At 34.6% G+C, this 17,126-nt stretch carries 19 protein-coding genes, 1 pseudogene and 1 other annotated feature (1 of these 21 running past the window's edge); of the genes and pseudogenes, 16 read left to right on the top strand and 4 right to left on the bottom strand.

What is annotated here, in order from left to right; genetic code table 11:
- Positions 1-93: a binding site (T-box leader), on the top strand (it extends 115 nt beyond the left edge of the window).
- 50 nt (positions 94-143) lie between these two features.
- The 6 genes and pseudogenes from G9F74_RS22175 to G9F74_RS22150 all read left to right on the top strand — a co-directional run bounded on the left by G9F74_RS22175 (position 144) and on the right by G9F74_RS22150 (position 5,133).
- Positions 144-1,142 carry a tryptophan--tRNA ligase gene (locus G9F74_RS22175; protein ID WP_016108819.1) on the top strand — a complete coding sequence of 333 codons (999 nt, stop codon included), beginning with the start codon at positions 144-146 and terminating at the stop codon, positions 1,140-1,142.
- Between the two features lie 221 nt (positions 1,143-1,363).
- Positions 1,364-1,927, top strand: coding sequence for a maltose O-acetyltransferase (locus tag G9F74_RS22170; RefSeq protein ID WP_016108818.1), 564 nt, complete (start codon positions 1,364-1,366; stop codon positions 1,925-1,927).
- 69 nt (positions 1,928-1,996) lie between these two features.
- A pseudogene (locus tag G9F74_RS22165) lies at positions 1,997-3,189 on the top strand (MFS transporter).
- A 122-nt stretch (positions 3,190-3,311) separates the two neighbouring features.
- Positions 3,312-4,352 (top strand): ROK family transcriptional regulator, encoded by a 1,041-nt coding sequence (locus tag G9F74_RS22160; protein WP_016108816.1) that lies wholly within the window; start codon positions 3,312-3,314, stop codon positions 4,350-4,352.
- A 46-nt stretch (positions 4,353-4,398) separates the two neighbouring features.
- Positions 4,399-4,779 (top strand): VOC family protein, encoded by a 381-nt coding sequence (locus tag G9F74_RS22155; protein ID WP_001217527.1) that lies wholly within the window; start codon positions 4,399-4,401, stop codon positions 4,777-4,779.
- Positions 4,780-4,878: 99 nt separating this feature from the next.
- Positions 4,879-5,133 (top strand): YbeF family protein, encoded by a 255-nt coding sequence (locus G9F74_RS22150; RefSeq protein ID WP_000004285.1) that lies wholly within the window; start codon positions 4,879-4,881, stop codon positions 5,131-5,133.
- 132 nt (positions 5,134-5,265) lie between these two features.
- On the opposite strand, the gene G9F74_RS22145 is transcribed toward G9F74_RS22150, so the two are convergent.
- Together G9F74_RS22145 and G9F74_RS22140 are read right to left on the bottom strand one after the other, a co-directional pair.
- Positions 5,266-5,715 carry an NUDIX hydrolase gene (locus tag G9F74_RS22145; RefSeq protein WP_000540494.1) on the bottom strand — a complete coding sequence of 150 codons (450 nt, stop codon included), beginning with the start codon at positions 5,713-5,715 and terminating at the stop codon, positions 5,266-5,268.
- A 17-nt stretch (positions 5,716-5,732) separates the two neighbouring features.
- Entirely contained in the window at positions 5,733-6,572 is an 840-nt protein-coding gene (locus tag G9F74_RS22140) for a DUF2785 domain-containing protein (protein WP_000355436.1), read from the bottom strand.
- A gap of 123 nt (positions 6,573-6,695) precedes the next feature.
- Here G9F74_RS22140 and G9F74_RS22135 point away from each other — a divergent pair, with 123 nt between their 5' ends.
- The 5 genes from G9F74_RS22135 (at position 6,696) to G9F74_RS22115 (ending at position 11,705) form a co-directional block, all read left to right on the top strand.
- A complete protein-coding gene (locus G9F74_RS22135) occupies positions 6,696-7,418 on the top strand; it encodes a hypothetical protein (RefSeq protein WP_000207397.1) in 723 nt (240 codons plus the stop codon).
- A gap of 179 nt (positions 7,419-7,597) precedes the next feature.
- Positions 7,598-8,620, top strand: a complete 1,023-nt coding sequence (locus tag G9F74_RS22130; RefSeq protein ID WP_016108815.1) for a tyrosine-protein phosphatase — start codon at positions 7,598-7,600, stop codon at positions 8,618-8,620.
- A 90-nt stretch (positions 8,621-8,710) separates the two neighbouring features.
- Entirely contained in the window at positions 8,711-9,655 is a 945-nt protein-coding gene (locus G9F74_RS22125; RefSeq protein WP_000831898.1) for a phosphotransferase family protein, read from the top strand.
- Between the two features lie 48 nt (positions 9,656-9,703).
- Positions 9,704-10,414, top strand: coding sequence for a YjjG family noncanonical pyrimidine nucleotidase (locus G9F74_RS22120; RefSeq protein ID WP_000876835.1), 711 nt, complete (start codon positions 9,704-9,706; stop codon positions 10,412-10,414).
- 328 nt (positions 10,415-10,742) lie between these two features.
- A complete protein-coding gene (locus G9F74_RS22115) occupies positions 10,743-11,705 on the top strand; it encodes a tubby C-terminal domain-like protein (protein WP_000955128.1) in 963 nt (320 codons plus the stop codon).
- Positions 11,706-11,784: 79 nt separating this feature from the next.
- Here the strand turns inward: G9F74_RS22115 and G9F74_RS22110 are convergent, their stop codons facing one another.
- Together G9F74_RS22110 and G9F74_RS22105 are read right to left on the bottom strand one after the other, a co-directional pair.
- On the bottom strand, positions 11,785-11,985 hold the full coding sequence (locus G9F74_RS22110; protein ID WP_000896289.1) for a helix-turn-helix transcriptional regulator: 201 nt from the start codon (positions 11,983-11,985) through the stop codon (positions 11,785-11,787).
- Entirely contained in the window at positions 11,973-12,332 is a 360-nt protein-coding gene (locus G9F74_RS22105) for a DUF3796 domain-containing protein (protein WP_000859203.1), read from the bottom strand. Before G9F74_RS22105 ends, G9F74_RS22110 begins: the two co-directional genes overlap by 13 nt.
- 180 nt (positions 12,333-12,512) lie before the next feature.
- Here G9F74_RS22105 and G9F74_RS22100 point away from each other — a divergent pair, with 180 nt between their 5' ends.
- The 5 genes from G9F74_RS22100 (at position 12,513) to G9F74_RS22080 (ending at position 17,026) form a co-directional block, all read left to right on the top strand.
- On the top strand, positions 12,513-12,707 hold the full coding sequence (locus G9F74_RS22100; protein ID WP_000958861.1) for a hypothetical protein: 195 nt from the start codon (positions 12,513-12,515) through the stop codon (positions 12,705-12,707).
- Between the two features lie 88 nt (positions 12,708-12,795).
- Positions 12,796-13,521, top strand: coding sequence for an ABC transporter ATP-binding protein (locus tag G9F74_RS22095; protein ID WP_000570205.1), 726 nt, complete (start codon positions 12,796-12,798; stop codon positions 13,519-13,521).
- Positions 13,514-15,172 carry a putative ABC transporter permease subunit gene (locus G9F74_RS22090; protein WP_000036866.1) on the top strand — a complete coding sequence of 553 codons (1,659 nt, stop codon included), beginning with the start codon at positions 13,514-13,516 and terminating at the stop codon, positions 15,170-15,172. Before G9F74_RS22095 ends, G9F74_RS22090 begins: the two co-directional genes overlap by 8 nt.
- 56 nt (positions 15,173-15,228) lie before the next feature.
- Positions 15,229-15,987 (top strand): SDR family oxidoreductase, encoded by a 759-nt coding sequence (locus G9F74_RS22085; protein WP_000716978.1) that lies wholly within the window; start codon positions 15,229-15,231, stop codon positions 15,985-15,987.
- 337 nt (positions 15,988-16,324) lie between these two features.
- Positions 16,325-17,026 (top strand): hypothetical protein, encoded by a 702-nt coding sequence (locus G9F74_RS22080; RefSeq protein WP_000782530.1) that lies wholly within the window; start codon positions 16,325-16,327, stop codon positions 17,024-17,026.
- Positions 17,027-17,126: the final 100 nt, after the last annotated feature.

Below are 17,126 nucleotides of genomic sequence, written 5' to 3'. Positions count from 1 at the left end.
GTAGGTAAAGACGGTTACTTCACGTTATCGAAGTATGAAGTGAGCTAATGATAGCTAATAAAGGTGGTACCGCGGGAGTCTCTCGTCCTTTTTAAGGATGAGAGACTCTTTTTGTTTTTTATTTTGAGAAAGGAGGAGTTAGTATGAGCGAAAAAATAATGTTAACAGGAATTAAACCAACGGGTTATCCGCATTTAGGAAATTATATTGGTGCAATTAAACCTGCATTGCAAATGTCAAAAAATAATGAAGGAAAAGCATTGTACTTTATAGCTGATTATCATGCGTTAAATGCAGTGCATGATCCAGAGAAGTTCAGTAGTTATACAAAAGAGGTAGCAGCTACATGGTTATCACTCGGACTTGGAGAAGATGTTATTTTCTATCGACAAACAGAAGTGCCAGAGATTTTGGAATTAGCTTGGATATTAGCTTGTCTAACTCCGAAAGGGCTTATGAATCGTGCCCATGCATATAAAGCGAAGGTAGAGCAAAATAAAGAAGCGGGATTAGAAATTGATGCAGGTGTGAATATGGGGTTATATACGTACCCGATTTTAATGGCGGCTGATATATTATTATTTCAAGCTACTCATGTACCTGTTGGAAAAGATCAAATTCAGCATATTGAAATTGCTCGTGATATTGCGACGTATTTTAATCATACATTTGGCATGACATTTACGCTTCCAGAGTATGTAGTGCAAGAAGAAGGGGTAATTTTACCTGGTCTTGATGGAAGAAAAATGAGTAAAAGTTATGGGAATGTTATCCCGTTATTTGCAGAGCGAGAAAAACTACGAAAGCTTATTTTAAAAATAAAAACAGATTCTTCACTTCCAAATGAACCGAAAGAACTAGAAACGTTATTTACAATCTATAAAGAATTTGCGACAAAAGATGAAATTCAGTCAATGCGTGAAAAATATGAAACTGGAATCGGATGGGGCGATGTAAAAAAAGAGTTATTTCGCGTTGTAGATCGTGAGTTAGCAGGACCTCGGGAAAAATACGCAACGTATATGAATGAACCGCATTTACTATATGAAGCGTTAGAAAAAGGTGCTGAGAGGGCAGGGACTATTGCGAAGGTGAATTTGGTGGAAATTAAAAAACGGATTGGATTTGAGAGGGAACGCTGAGCGTTCCCTTGTTTTTTCTATATGAATTTTAATTATTTATTCGTTATATCTACATGCAAAATGAGGAATTCGCATCTTCTTTCTAAATTTATTAATTGCACATTTTAAAAAGTATGTTAATATAGGGATGCTTATTAAAAGTGTTTAATAAGTGTAATTAAAGTCGCTTATTAAAGAGGTTTAATAAGTAGGACTCATTTGATTACAAAGGAGATGATTCTATGAAAACGGAAAAAGAAAAGATGTTGGCGGGAGAAATGTATATTGCAGATGACGAAGAATTAGTGGCTGATAGGGTGGAGGCAAAACGTTTAACACGCCTTTATAACGAGGCAATGGAGACAGGAGATGAACAACGTTTTACGTTATTAAATCAGCTTTTAGGTTCTTCAGCTGATGGGAAAACCTACATTAATCCTGATTTTCGTTGTGATTATGGTTACAATATCCATGTTGGAAAGAGCTTTTTCGCAAATTTTAATTGTGTGATTTTAGATGTTTGTGAAGTTCGAATCGGTGATAATTGTATGTTTGCACCTGGTGTTCACATTTACACTGCTACGCATCCGTTGCATCCAGTAGAACGGAATTCTGGCAAAGAATATGGGAAACCTGTAAAGATTGGTAACAATGTTTGGGTTGGCGGGGGAGCTATAATTAACCCTGGTATTTCAATTGGAGACAATGCTGTAATTGCTTCAGGAGCAGTTGTGACAAAAGATGTACCTAGTAATGTAGTTGTTGGTGGTAACCCAGCCAAAGTTATGAAAATGATAGACTTATAGAAATCGTTTTTCACGGATGATTGAATAAACTGGTGTCGTATTGTATAGACAATGTTAAAGGTGTTTCATATGAAGAAAAATAGTGCGGACAATCATACAAAGACATTACTTGCCTCTCGAAACGCTCTTTTTCTCTTATTTGCTTTGCCAGGTGTCGCGTTTGCTACATGGATTTCTAGAACAGCAGCGGCGCGAGATATTTTAGCAGTTTCAAATGCAGAAATGGGCTGGATTTTGTTCGGTTTATCTGTCGGTTCAATAATTGGTTTACTGAGTGCAAGTCATTTTATTGACTGTAAGGGAGCTAGAGACGTTATTATAGGCAGTATGTTTTTAATAATTGTTGGATTACTTTGTTTAAGTATTAATATTTATTTTGTTTCTAGCATAGGGGCTTTTGGTAGCTTGCTAGTATTTGGAGTAGGATATGGGTTGGCAGAAGTCTCATTGAATGTAGAAGGCTCTTCAATAGAGCAGAAATTAGGAATGGCACTTCTACCGAAATTCCACGGTTTTTTAGCGTAGGAACTTTAGTAGGCGCGCTCAGTGGCACTGTCGCCGCCTCGCTTCACATCCCAATCCTGTATCAGTTTCTTGCGATTTCGGCCGTGTTTTTATTACTTGTATGTATGGTGTATCGTTTTCTTCCGCACGGAACAGGAAAGAAAGAGAAATCGCAGAACAAAAAGCGAGCGAAGCGTACTTCCTTACGTATGGAAAAAAAGGTGCTTTTAATTGGTCTTTTTGTGCTTGGAATGGCATTTGCAGAAGGAAGTGCAAATGATTGGCTGCCTATCGTGATGGTAGATGGACATCAGCAAAGTGTAGTGACAGGTTCTATTATGTACACAATTTTTGTATTGGCAATGACGTTAGCTCGTATGTGTAGTAGTTATTTCCTTGATCGATTCGGTCGTGTCGCTGTCGTACGTGCTACTATTATGGTGGCGATTATAGGAATTTTAATCGTAATATTTGGGAGTAACTCATATTTTCTAGCAGTTGGTGTAGTGCTGTGGGGGATTGGTGCGGCGCTAGGTTTCCCAATTGGTCTTTCTGCTGCTGGAGATGATCGTGAAAATGCGACTTCTAATGTTACTGCAGTTTCTATCATCGGTTATACAGCTTTTTTAGTCGGACCACCATTTTTAGGTATACTAGGGGAATCGTTCGGAATACGTAATGCCTTGCTAGCTGTTTTATTATTTGTTCTCTTATCTGGAATTGTATCGTCTGTTACGAGAGAGAATAAATCGAGCTAAACAAGGAGTGCATGCAGTGGAAATATATCATCTCTATTGCTTTAGAAAATGATGTGTGATATATTGTCAACGCAACTTATTAAAAGTGTTTAATAAGTATGTTGATTAAGGTGGTGAGCGATTTGAGTGAACAATTTGTTACTCAAAAATCGATTAAAGAGACGATCCTTCGCGGCATTCGTACAGCTCTTTTAGAGCGAGGTAGTGCAACGAAAGTTGAACTTAGTAATACATTAGAAATCAGTTTTCCAACGATAAGTAAATTTATAGAAAATATGAAACAAGACGGTGAAGTCACTTTAGTCGGTTTAGATGATTCAAGTGGTGGAAGAAGAGCGAAACGATATGCTTATAATCCGGAATATATGTTAGGTTTAGCGATATTTTTAGAAAAAAATGAGACAAACTATACGATTTTTAACTGTTTAGGGGAAGTAAAAGAAAAAGGAAGTACTTCAAGTGTATTAATTGATACTGGCGTAAACCTATTATCTAAACATATTGAAAGTCTTATCGCTACATTCCCGAAAATAAGCTCTATATCAATTGGTGTGCCCGGTTCGGTAGATAATGGTCGTATTTTTTATATACCTGGTTATGAAAAGTTCCAAAATTTTAATTTAAAAAGTCATTTGGAGAATCTGTTCTCTATACCTGTAGTAATAGAGAACGATATGAATGCCGCAGTGCTTGGTTATTATAAAAACACTGGAAACCATGACAATTCCTCTCTTGTATATTTGTATTCAGGTCAAAATGGTCCAGGTGCGGGTATTATGATAAATGGGGATGTAGTCCGAGGAAGTACATTTTTCTCGGGAGAGATATCTTTCGTTCCGCAGTATGATAATAAAAATTTCTTACAAGCTTTGAGAAGTGGAGATGAAGTGAGAGATTCGAATAATCCAGAGGAATATAATATAGATGCTATTACTCGATTAATTTCTACATGTATAGCTATTATTAATCCACATGCGTTTATTTTCTGTGATGATGAAGTGAATCAATTTGTAATAGATCAAATTGTAAAAAGTTGTCCACAGTACATTCCGGCGGAACATATTCCGAAAATAACAGTAAGCGATTGGAAAGAAGATTATTTATATGGATTAAAAAGCCTTGGACTTGATCTTATGATTACAAGAACAAGCAAAGAAAATTAAATATCAAATTGTTGGTTGAATACCATAAAAAGAAAAGGTGTCGATTATGAGAATTGAACATGTAGCAATTTGGGTGAATGATTTAGAAGGCATGCGTGATTTCTATAAACAGTACTTCAATGGTGAAGCGAATGTATTGTATCACAATCCGAAAAAAAAGTTTGAATCTTACTTTATAACTTTTGAAGGTGGTGCGCGTCTAGAACTTATGAGACAGGTAGGGATAGACGATGTAATAAAAAAACAAACAGTAGGATATGCGCATATGGCATTTTCTGTAGGTAGCAAAGAAAAAGTAGACCAATTAACGGATAGGTTAAGAGAAGCAGGATATCCTCTGTTAAATGGCCCACGCACTACAGGAGATGGTTATTATGAAAGTGTAGTAAGTGATCCTGAAGGAAATCAGATCGAGATAACAATCTAACATTTTATTTACTAATAACGAATAAAAAATATAAAACTTTGTTGTTCCCCAAAATGTTTAAGAGAAAGCTATTATTTCTTCAGAAAGGGGGACATAACATTGAGTGAGTCAATTTTTATTTTCTGTATATATCCATTGCTTATTTGTATGTTTTCAATAGCTGTGACATATAAAATAGGTACATTTTACGCGATGCCAATGGTAACATTTCTTATTTTTCTTATGTTCAATGTTACATTGTACGATCCATCATTTTTCTTTTGGGTGGGCATGTATACTGTTTTTTCATTCATTATTTCTTATATAACTATTTTATTTGTAAAGGGATATAAAGCTGTAGAAAAAGAACGTTAAATCATCTAATTATTTTTTGGGGAAATAGGGATTTACGGTGAACGATAACAACCTCATTTCACGTTGTAATGACGAGAAATGAGGTTGTTATATTTTTATATAAAATATAAGGTACTTATTTTGTAATGTTTTTTAATTAGAGTGCTGAAACTCTTTAATAATCCGCTCAATGACTGGATGAAGAGTAATAGGCAACCTATCAAGCGGAAAAAAGCGTAATTCTTTTGACTCAGCTTGATCACATATAAGTTCACCGTGGAATTCTCGGCAAATATAAATAACGAGTACACCGTGTACTTGATCGCCGTTTGGATAGATTTGAAAAAAATCTGGTCCTGAGTATGTACGGAACAGTTCTGGATTTTTAATGATAAGCCCAGTTTCTTCAAATACTTCTCGTTTTAAAGCATCTTCTAACGTCTCGTTATATTCTAAGGCACCACCAATAATACCCCAACGGTTAAAGTCTGTTCGGAGCTGTAGTAATACTTCATTTTTCTCATTTAATATAATGGCGTGTGAGCCTATTAATATAAGTGGATGATTTCCTACTAGATTTCTTACGTCTTCAATATAACCCATAATTTTTCTCCTTGTATTTAATAATAGTTTGGAAGTTCTTTTAACATTTTTTCTGTTTTACGTGCTGTATAGGCTAAGTTATGATCATCTTTTGTTCTAAAAAATAATGTACGTAAAAAGGTTTTAATGTTGGCACATAAAATACAATACTCATTAAGCGAAAGGCGTTTTCTAATTTGAGGAAGCCTTTTTATTTTTTTATAAATAATTGAAATTAACTCATCTTGCTGGAAGTCATGATACAGCATGGATATTAATGGCGTAACAATACGCTCATCTTCGTTATTATGAAAAATATCAGATGGAATGAAGATTTTATTTAATAAACAATGAATGAGCTCTTCATACCACTCAAAAGTCGTATGTGAATTATGAACAATTTCAGTGAAAGCATCAGATACGTGGGCGATACAATGAGCCCATCCTTTATTTTCGATATATCCTCGAAAGTCCATTTCTAAGTTTGTATATGTAATAAGTTTATTTTTTATCTCTTCAATATCCTCTTCTGTAAAAAAGTAGTGAGAGTTAGCGAATTGAAGTATTAACGCAATTAAAGAAACAGTGTAAGAACGTGTGAAAACCCCATCTGTATGTGGGGAGTAAATGTCACAATATAAATACTCATCACTTAAACATGTTTGCAACAGTAATTTCAGCTGATCGTCCATAAGGAATTCATGATGAATGAAATGCGCAAAACATTTATATATAAGTTGGTAACGAACGTAACTATCAGTCGTTCCGATGTACTGAAGCATGTTCAAAGTTAACTCATTTACATTTATATGATGCAGTTGCGTATAGTCATTTTGTTGTATAAGCTCTAACTGTTGTTGCAATGCTGTAATATCCAATGGAGAACCTCCTCCGCACTTTAAAGATGCGATCTTTTCTAGTATTCTATATATTCAAGGACAATCCTGCTCATGCAAGGAGAACCATTAGAAATTCGAGTATGACATAGATGAGGGAAGAATATGACGACAATAGAACAGTTAGAAAAACATTTTAAAATAAGAAGAAGTGCTTCTTCTATCATGATAAAAGAAAATAATGCAGAGGCTTTTACAGAAGAGCAATTAAAAGAGATCATGCAATATTGCGTTGCTGAGGCTGAAAAAGAGGGGGTAGAAAAATTACATTTTGAGATCTCTTCAAAAAGTCCAAATTATGATGTGTATAAGAAATGTTTTGAAACGTATTCATTTGAATATGTTACTGAAAACATGATTGTATTTAAGGATATATATGAAGTAGAAGATGTAGAAAGTGAAATTGATTTTAAGCTGATTGAAGAAGTAGGAGAGGATACTTTTTATTCTTTTTGGAACGAAATGACGAAAGAACAAGTCGACTATAATCAATTTGTACATATGATGAAACAAGAAATTGGTGAGCAATGGAAAGAACATTGTTTAACAGCAGTTGCAAGCGAAGAGCCAATAGGAATTGTAATCCCGCATATTGAGAAAGGTACGTTAGAAGAAGGGAAACTTATGTATTTCGTAATGGCTCCAAATATGCGAAATAAAGGGTACGAAGCAGCATTCTTTACAGGTGCAATGTTTGTCTTAAAGGAAATAGGTGCATCTTATTATATTGGCGAGACAAATGTACAAAATGAGTGGATGAAGGATGTTTTTGGGAAGAATGGATGTCAGCTGCTTAGTTCTACTGAGCGATATGTGAGGAAGTTTTAGGAGGATGAATGATGTACTCTCTCGAACTCATTTCGAGGCAATCCGTGTACAAATTATGAACAAGTAAAAGAACTTTTTGCCTGTTTGTAAGATAAAAAGAAAAATGAGAACGACAAAGTAGATATTCCTATAATACAATAGAGAAAGATTCGATTATAAGAGAAAGCGTTGGTGAAAGAATGGAGCAGCAAGAAAATTGGCTACAAGCAACTGTAGAACGAAATGAAGATAATATGTTACATATAAAGTGGGAAAATAATATAGAAGAAGTACGCATTTATTGGAGTACTTCACCAGATTATATTGAAGAAAATGGAGAATTACTTGTAACTGTAAACGGGGAATCATCATGCACTATTGAAAACCCGAGTGAAAATGAACGCCCATATTTTAGACTAGTAGGAAATAATGGACAAGCAGTGACAGTAGCTGAGCGTAGATTGCCACTACAAGGAGCGTTTAACTTCCGTGATATGGGAGGATATGAAACGACAGAAGGCCGTAAAGTAAAATGGGGCAAATTGTACCGTTCTGAAGAATTAGCGGGACTAACAGAGTGGGATATTGCGTATTTACAGAAGTCTGGATTAAAGTTAATCTGTGATTATCGTACAGACTTTGAAGTGAAGCATAAGCCAAATCCAGAGATTACAGGTGCTCGTCAAGTATGCTTACCAGTTATGCAAGACTTGGCGAAAGACTTAAATATAAATGAGTTTTTCCAAGTTGGTGACCTTTCTCTGTTGGGGAAACCAGGTGAATATCTTGTGAAAATGAACCAAGATTTCGTAAGTGGTAACGAGGCGTTCGTGAGCTTCTTACAACTTGCACAAAATTCGGAAAACTTACCATTAGTAAACCACTGTACAGCTGGAAAAGACCGTACTGGATTTGGATCAGCATTATTACTACTTCTATTAGGTGTGCCAGAAAAAACAGTAATGGAAGATTATTTACTAAGTAACGGTTTCCGTGAAAAATTAAATGAAAAAATGATGGCCTTTTTAGGTGCAAAACTACAAAACGATGAGAGTAGAGCGATATTAGGTGCAATGTTTGAAGCACGCGCCGAATATTTACAAGCTGCGATTGATGGAATCCATAAGCAATACGGATCAGTTGAAGCATACGCTGAAAAAGCTCTTGGCTTTACGAAAGAGTCGTTAGAGGAAATGAAAATGTTATTGTTAGAAGAAAAATAAGAAGAAGGGAGGCTGATTTGGATTAGCCTCCTTTTATTATTATTGCTATAATTTTGTTTATGAGGATGTTGTGCACCGAGGAGAAAATGGATGAAAAGAACTTACGAATCGGGGGATAAAATGATCCATACACGTTTAAAAGCAGAGGAGTTAAGGGAAAGTTTAACAACAATATTAAGTCAAGAATATAAGGAATTAGCTGTGCAGGATTTAAAGGTGATTGGAACGGGAGTGCAAAATATTGTTTTTCGCGGAGATTCAGGAAAGGGACCTTTAGCATTTCGAGTGCCGTGGGAAAGAGAAGTAGAAAATATAAATGAAGATTTATTTAATAGTCGGATTTCGTTGCAAAAGGAAGCAGAGCTTTCTAAGTATTGTCATTCAAAAAGTATTCCAGTACCAAGTATACACAGATTGCATCTTTCTACCGAACTTGATTTTTTAATATCGGATTATGTGGCTACGGATCATATGCCAATTTCGGCATACGAAATAGGGAAGTTAGTCAGCAAGCTTCATAGTATGCCAATTGAAGGTTTACATTACGAGCAGAATATTAAAGAGCCAATTAGTAAGTATATAGCGGAACGCATTGTGAAACGAGTAGAAGGTTTTAATACAATTACGAATTGTGGTATTAAACTTCCAGATGCACAAACAATTGAACATATTCTTAGTACAGCTAATCATGTAAAGTGTTTATTACATATGGACATTCGACCAGCCAATTTAATTGGGTATAATGGAGAAGTTAAAGCAATAGTTGATTGGGATAACGCTTTAATTGGTCATCCGTTATTGGAGCTTATGAGAATAGCTGAAACAAATGAGGTTAGTTGGGATGAATTTAAAGATGGATATAAGAATGATAGTATCTTTAATGCTACCCCTCATATTGTTAATTTATTTTATAGACTAGATACAGCGGTCATGCTAGCAAACTTATTTATAGCACATTTGAAAATAAAGGATAAAGGTGTATTCTATAAAGAGCGAGTCAAAGCACTTTATAATGAAATATATAAAAGTTTATAATGAAGCTATGAAAATGAAGTTTTGAAAATAGGAATTGAGGAGAACATCATGAAATACAACGTTATATTATTCGACGTAGACGATACATTATTAGATTTCCCTGAAACGGAAAGAAACGCATTACATAACGCGTTTGTACAGTTCGGCATGCCTACAGGGTATAATGATTATCTTGCAAGTTATAAAGAGATTAGTAATGGGTTATGGAGAGATTTAGAGAATAAAATGATTACGCTAAGTGAATTAGCGGTAGATCGATTTAGACAATTATTTGCACTTCATCATATAGAAGTAGATGCGCAGCAATTTAGTGATGTATACCTTGAAAACTTAGGGAAAGAAATACATCTTATTGAAGGTGCAGTGCAATTATGTGAAAATCTACAAGATTGCAAGCTAGGTATTATTACGAATGGATATACGAAGGTGCAACAATCGAGAATTGGAAATTCGCCTTTACGTAACTTCTTTGAACATATTATTATTTCTGAAGAAGTGGGGCATCAAAAACCAGCACGTGAGATTTTTGATTATGCGTTTGAAAAGTTTGGGATTACGGATAAATCAAGTGTACTAATGGTTGGAGATTCGCTAACTTCTGATATGAAAGGCGGAGAAGATTACGGCATTGATACGTGTTGGTATAATCCGAGTTTGAAAGAAAATATGACGGGTGTTAAGCCGACTTATGAAGTGGAGAGTCTGCTACAAATTTTAGAAATTGGGGAAGTGGCGGAAGAAAAGGTAGCTTCATTTTAATTGTGCTGATATTTGTCGAAAAATCGATATATTGAAAAAATCGTTGATATATTGTAAGTTGTGATAGATATATTAGAAAAATCGTTGATATATTGTAAGTTGCGATAGATATATTGAAAAAATCGTTGATATATTGTAAGTTACGATAGATATATTAGAAAAATCGCTCATATAAGTTCATATACTAAGATATAGAATAAAAAATAGCGCTACTATACAAGGTCATTCACGTGTTATAATGCGTGAATTAAATATACGTATATAAATAGTTTCTCAGAGTAATGCGATGTCATGTATGATTAGTGTAACAACTAGAGGTGAATAAAGGATGTTAACGTTTTTATTTGAGTTAGACAAAAGTCTCCCGCAGAAGGATGAGTCACGGTATGATGCTTATTCAAAGGGCTTTATCGAAGGAGATGTAACGATTTGCGCGAGTGAAAGAGTACTTTTTCAAAAGTCATGCATGAAGGTTGCAGAGCTCGGCATTTATTTAGGACAGTGGATGGAACAAGTTCAATACGGGCAGAACGTACATATGAATTATGAAACGGCTGACCGTGATGAGATAATTCTTGGTTTTTCCTATGAAGAGGAAAATCAGTGGAGAATTTATTCCAGTTGGCAACAATTTGAACTTCAGGAACGTATATCTACTACAGCATTAATAGAGAGCGTTGGGCGTTGTTTATATGAGCTAAATAAGGAACTGCGTGCGATAGAATATCCTGTGACGTTTGATCAGTACTTAAGAGGAGAGCGAATGATGCAGCTTTCTTACAAACGACCGTGTGATAGTAAAGCGGATACAATATCAATAGAAGTTTATAATGAAAGCAAACAAGTAGGCGTAGTACGGGGCTACTATAAAAATACGTTGATGAGAGTACTAGACTTCATTCCAAAAATCGGTAGTAATATCATTTATGAAATAAAGGATAGTAAGGATAATATTCGCGTCATTGCAAAGGATGTAAGTAGGCAGCGCCAAAGAAAGATTTTAGTAACGTACAAAGATAATAATGATGCAGAGCATGAAATACTTGTATGTGACGGAAAGTTATTAGACGCAAATTTCTTATTTACCTTTACATATAAGAGAGAAGAATATGTTGTTCACAAAACTTCAATTGGGCTTGGAAAGTTATTACGAAAGGGCTATGTAATCGCAGATTGGAATATTCGTCTTGAGGAAGATATGTATTACATCGAGATGAATGTGTATGATGATGATTATATAGAGGATCAATACTTACTGTTAGGCGTATTTCATGCAGTTTTATATGGATAATCAATGAGAAATACCGTCATTCTTTTTGGAAAGAATGATGGTATTTTTTTATGTGATTATGGTGACAGGATGCCTTTAATCAATCCTCAAAAATAAAAATCTCATCAATCTTACTATGAAGTGCTCTCGCTATATCGTGAGCAAGTTGTAAGGAAGGATTGTACTTTCCTTTTTCAAGATGGCTAATTGTTTCACGGCGTACACCAACGCTCTTTGCTAAATCTTCTTGTGTCATATGTAGCTTGGCGCGGTATTCTTTTATTTTCGTTACGAACGCCATGGTACATCTTCCATTTCATCAACTGGTTTATCGTAAAAGAACATAGAGAAACCGAACGTAAGAATAAGTGTAGCGAAAATAACAGCAATATCAATCTCTTGTAAAGTAGGGTTTGGAAATAACATTTCAATAAACAGAATGATAGCGGTAGTTAGTAATGTAACGATAAATGCATTGCGGCACGATTTATTGACAATTTGTTCAAACAGTTCATCGTGTTGAACCGTTCTATACGATGTGAAGAAGGAGAAGAAACAGAACATAGTAAAAAATCCTTTTTCATAAAAAAATCCGAGAAAACCGAAGAAACCGAGAAATCCTAAATATTTAATCCAAGTTGTTTTCATAAATATATCCTCCTTATCATGTTAGAAATAAATCACATTATGTTATAAATATATCACGTATAGAAATGTATGGTAATAATAGTTTTCCAATTCTTTTCATAATAATAGTAAAAAGAGGAAATATACTGCGAAATAAAGAGGATAATATTGTAAAATGATTGTAAGGAAGGGGAGGAAGGAATGCTAACTTGGATCATGATTGTTGTATTACTTGTAGTGATTACTGTAATTGCGACGGTGTTAATTGGGAGAAATGGTGATGCGAATTATAGTAAAGCGACAAAAGGAAATATTAAACGTCTTACGATGATTTATATTATATTAGCCGTCGTTTTAATTGTTGGATTAGGGGTGTACATTTATTTTAAAGGTTAAATAAACTGAAAAATGTAAAAATCTCAAAATAGAAGTATGCTATAATATCAATATAGTTATTTGGTAATTAAGGAAAGGATTGGATGGAATGATTGAAATTACGAATGTGTCAAAAAGTTATAATGGGTCTACCTATGCAGTAAAAGATTTAAGTTTATCTGTGCCTAGCGGAGAAATCTTTGGTTTTTTAGGACCGAATGGTGCTGGTAAATCAACGACAATTAAGATGATTACTGGTATTCATGGGGTGGACAAAGGGACTATTACGATTAACGGCAAAAATATTATGGAAGAGCCGATGGAAGCGAAGAAGACGTTTGGTTATGTTCCTGATAGCCCAGATATGTTTTTACGATTAAAGGGAATTGAATATTTAAACTTTATGGCAGATATGTATGAAGTGCCGAAAGAAGTACGGCAAGAACGAATAGAGTCTTTAGCGAAGAAATTTGACCTTTATAATGCTTTATCTGATCAAATTCAAAGTTATTCACACGGTATGAGACAAAAGATTGTTATTATTGGTGTGCTCGTGCATGAGCCAGATGTATGGATTTTAGATGAACCGTTAACAGGGCTTGATCCGAAATCTGCCTATATTTTAAAAGAAATGATGAGAGAGCATGCGGATAAAGGAAAGATTGTATTTTTCTCTACACACGTATTAGAAGTAGCGGAAAAAATATGTGACCGGGTTGCTATTATTAATAAGGGGAATTTGCAGTTTAAAGGAAATTTAAATGAAATGAGAGATCATTTTAAATCCAATGAATCACTTGAAAAAATGTTCTTGGAGATGACGGGCAATGAGTAAAATTTGGACGTTAACGAAAGTATTATTGAAATTAAATTATGCAGATTTCATAACAGATAAGAAGAAGCGATGGGCATATGTATTTTCATTTGCAGCTATTTTATTTGTTGGTTTTTTAATATTTGGTTCGATGACGCATGGAATGTATGAAGGTATGAAACAATTAGGGCAAGACCCAGGAATGATTATCGCAATGGGACTTGCGATTGCGAGTATATGGGTATTTTTAATGAGTATTACGAACATTTTAACTGTATTTTACTACAGCAATGATATTGAAATGTTATTGCCGTTACCATTAAAACCAGCGCAAATTATTTCGGCAAAATTTTTAACGGTATTAATTACACAATACGTAATGAGTTCATTCATTTTATTACCCATCTTCATTACGTACGGTTTAAAAAGTGGCGCATTTATTACATATTACATATATATGATTTTTATTTACTTACTTTTCCCGATCGTGCCGTTAGTATTAGCTTCGTTACTGATGACAGTAATCATGAGGTATACAAATATAGCAAAAAATAAAGATCGAGGAAATATATTTATTGGAATCGTAAGTATACTATTTATTGTAGGAATTAACGTATTTATGCAGTGGAGAAATAAAAGTGCGTTTTCTGGAGACGGGGCTGCGGAATATCTTGTAAATAATCAATCTTCTCTTATAGTACAAATGACAAATTATTTTCCAACTACATATTTTGGAGCAGTGGCATTAGTAGAAAGTGCAAATTGGAAGGGACCTTTATATGTAATGATCTTTGCCCTTATTTCATTTGTCTTCTTTGTGTTGTTTTATTACATTGCAGAGCGTACATATTTAAAAGGGGTTATTGGACTTTCAACGAGTACAGCAAAAAAAGAGGTCATTTCAGCAGAAGGTTTACAGAAATCAACCGTACAAAGTTCACATTTGAAAGCGTATGTGAAAAAAGAATTTAAAACGTTATTCCGTACACCACAATTTTTCTTAAATTGTATCGTACAAACTTTCGTTATGCCGATTATGTTGTTCTTTATTTTATTTGTACAAGATGGGAATTTAAAGTTTATTACAGAGTATATTAACAATCCAGAGACAACGGGGTTTGCAATCGGTGTTGGTCTTTGTGCATCGTTATTTTTGATGGGTAGTAACGTCATTGCAACGACGTCATTTTCACGTGATGGAAGCTCATGGTTTGTGAATCGATATTTACCAGTAAAAGCTTCGGATATCTTTTTTGCGAAAGCGATCACTGCTTGGTTAATTAATGTGATTATTTTAGCAGTATTTGGTATTACGATGGCAGTTGTAGCTGGAATTTCTCCAGTCTTCATGATACTGTGGTTTTTACTAAGTGCGAACGGGTTGTTATTAATTAATTTAATTGGAACACGCTGGGACGCACAAACTGCAGATATTCATTGGGATACAGAGCAGAAATTATTTAAAAGTCGATATACAACTTTGTGGAATTTTTTAGCTAATATTTTAATAGCTTTAATTATTGTAGCCGGAGTAAGTGTATTATACTTCTTCCTTCAAGTCGGACTTTGGGTTATGTTTATCGTTTTATTTGCAATGTTTACGATTGTAAATTATATCTTTATTAAAATTTTAAAATTAGGTGCAGAACGTATATTGTCAAATATTAATTAAGAAGGTAGATCCTCTGTATTCGTGCAGGGGATTTATCCATAGATGGAGGAGAAAAGGTGAAGAAAATAGCAATTGTAACAGGGGCAACTCGTCTGAATGGAATTGGTGCAGCTGTATGCAAGGTGCTTGCTCAAAAAGGGATAGACATTTTTTTCACATACTGGTCTCAGTATGATAAAGCGATGCCATGGGGAATGAATGATCAAGAGCCCTTTTTGTTGAAGAAGGAGATTGAAAGTTACGGTGTTCGATGTGAAATGGCAGAAATCAATTTATCACAGTCTTATTCACCAAATCGTTTGTTTTATATGGTATCAGAACGATTAGGTGATCCATCTATTTTAATTAATAATGCAGCGTATGCTACTCATACGAGAATTGAGGAATTAAATGTAGAACAGTTAGATAAACATTATACAGTGAATGTTCGGGCAACTATGTTATTAAGTTCATTATTTATAAAACATTATGCATACAAGAAGAGTGGAAGTATTATTAATCTTACTTCAGGGCAGTCATTAGATCCAATGCCAGATGAACTAGCATATGTGGCAACGAAAGGAGCAATTGAAGCATTTACAAAATCAGTAGCACCAGTTGCGATGGAGAAGGGGATTACCGTTAATGCCGTTGATCCAGGACCGACGAATACGGGGTGGATTACAGAGGAATTAGAACATTATTTAGTATGGAAATTCCCGCAAGGTAGAGTTGGAGAATCATTGGATGCTGCGCGCCTAATATCTTTTTTAGTAAGTGAAGAAGCGAAGTGGATTACTGGGCAAGTCATTCATTCGAATGGTGGTTTCTCATAAAAACATTATGTTAACAATTGTTGAGAAACAAAAAAATTAAGATATTTATATTTTTTTGTATAAATAAAATGTCAAGAAAGAGAAAAATTTGATAGGAGAGTATATTGTCATATGAGGATAGTAATTCTTGATGTGACAATATACTCTTTTTCTTTTACAGCAGAGAGGAAAAATGAAGTAGAAGAAACTCGAATATTCAAATCGGTTTATCAGTTTTTGTACGTATTATTATGAAGATTACTGTCGGAAAGATGGTGATTCGTATGAAAAGGGATTTTTTAAGGGGAAATAGAATCGTAAAGGGGAGGATAAATTAAGTAAACATAGGGGGATTTATATGAAAATGAAAAAGGTCGCTATCGCATCGATAACAATTGGTACAATGCTTACTATGGCAGCTTGTAGTCCATCAGCAGATAAAGAGGCAGAAAAGAAAGAGCAAGTAACAGCACAAAATGAAGGAGAAACAAAAACGACAAGTACAGATGAAGCGTCAAAAACAACGAAAGATACTGAAAAAGAAACAAATACTTCTTCAAATGAAAAAACAGATAAGGATGCAAAAAATACAAAAGAATCATCTGGAACAGAAAATAACGGCAAAACGACAAAAGAAAAAGAAACGACAGGAAAAACGAATGAGCAAACTACAAGTGGCAAAGCAACCGATCAAACTACTAGCGGGAAAACGACAGACCAAACGACAAGTGGAAAGACTACTAAAGATCCGAAGAAAAGTGTTGCTGTGAAAACGAACGTAAAAGAAGTCGTTACATTAATTGAAAGCTTAGACAAGCAATTAGCTGCTAACCCTAAATTAGAAACAGTGAATAAACTTGGAAAACAAATTAATGAGAAGTGGGATGTCATTGAAAAAGAGTTAGAAGCATCACATCCGACGGATTCTAAAACAATCGGTCAAAGTATGTATCCGTTAATTGTAGGCGCGGAAAAAGAAAAGATCGATATTACGAAAATGAAGTCGTTAACGTCGAAAACGAAAAAAGATTTAAATCAGTTATTGACGAAGTTATCGTAGTATGAAAAAGCCTACTTGTGTGATGGTCTTATCCCTGTCAAGTAGACAGTATTAAAAAGACTAAGCAGCCATCGAGATTCGATATTCTATCGGAGCTCGA

Origin of the sequence: Bacillus sp. EKM202B, from assembly GCF_011066025.1 — a bacterium.
Lineage (GTDB): Bacteria > Bacillota > Bacilli > Bacillales > Bacillaceae_G > Bacillus_A > Bacillus_A toyonensis.
Note: the sequence above shows the minus strand (reverse complement) of the source record. Positions and strands in the feature narration are given on the sequence as shown.

Coding starts and splice junctions, on each gene's coding strand:
- G9F74_RS22175 (WP_016108819.1), top strand. CDS start 144: ATGAGCGAAAAAATAATGTTAACAGGAATTAAACCAACGGGTTATCCG.
- G9F74_RS22170 (WP_016108818.1), top strand. CDS start 1,364: ATGAAAACGGAAAAAGAAAAGATGTTGGCGGGAGAAATGTATATTGCA.
- G9F74_RS22155 (WP_001217527.1), top strand. CDS start 4,399: ATGAGAATTGAACATGTAGCAATTTGGGTGAATGATTTAGAAGGCATG.
- G9F74_RS22145 (WP_000540494.1), bottom strand. CDS start 5,715: ATGGGTTATATTGAAGACGTAAGAAATCTAGTAGGAAATCATCCACTT.
- G9F74_RS22135 (WP_000207397.1), top strand. CDS start 6,696: ATGACGACAATAGAACAGTTAGAAAAACATTTTAAAATAAGAAGAAGT.
- G9F74_RS22130 (WP_016108815.1), top strand. CDS start 7,598: ATGGAGCAGCAAGAAAATTGGCTACAAGCAACTGTAGAACGAAATGAA.
- G9F74_RS22125 (WP_000831898.1), top strand. CDS start 8,711: ATGAAAAGAACTTACGAATCGGGGGATAAAATGATCCATACACGTTTA.
- G9F74_RS22120 (WP_000876835.1), top strand. CDS start 9,704: ATGAAATACAACGTTATATTATTCGACGTAGACGATACATTATTAGAT.
- G9F74_RS22115 (WP_000955128.1), top strand. CDS start 10,743: ATGTTAACGTTTTTATTTGAGTTAGACAAAAGTCTCCCGCAGAAGGAT.
- G9F74_RS22110 (WP_000896289.1), bottom strand. CDS start 11,985: ATGGCGTTCGTAACGAAAATAAAAGAATACCGCGCCAAGCTACATATG.
- G9F74_RS22105 (WP_000859203.1), bottom strand. CDS start 12,332: ATGAAAACAACTTGGATTAAATATTTAGGATTTCTCGGTTTCTTCGGT.
- G9F74_RS22100 (WP_000958861.1), top strand. CDS start 12,513: ATGCTAACTTGGATCATGATTGTTGTATTACTTGTAGTGATTACTGTA.
- G9F74_RS22095 (WP_000570205.1), top strand. CDS start 12,796: ATGATTGAAATTACGAATGTGTCAAAAAGTTATAATGGGTCTACCTAT.
- G9F74_RS22090 (WP_000036866.1), top strand. CDS start 13,514: ATGAGTAAAATTTGGACGTTAACGAAAGTATTATTGAAATTAAATTAT.
- G9F74_RS22080 (WP_000782530.1), top strand. CDS start 16,325: ATGAAAATGAAAAAGGTCGCTATCGCATCGATAACAATTGGTACAATG.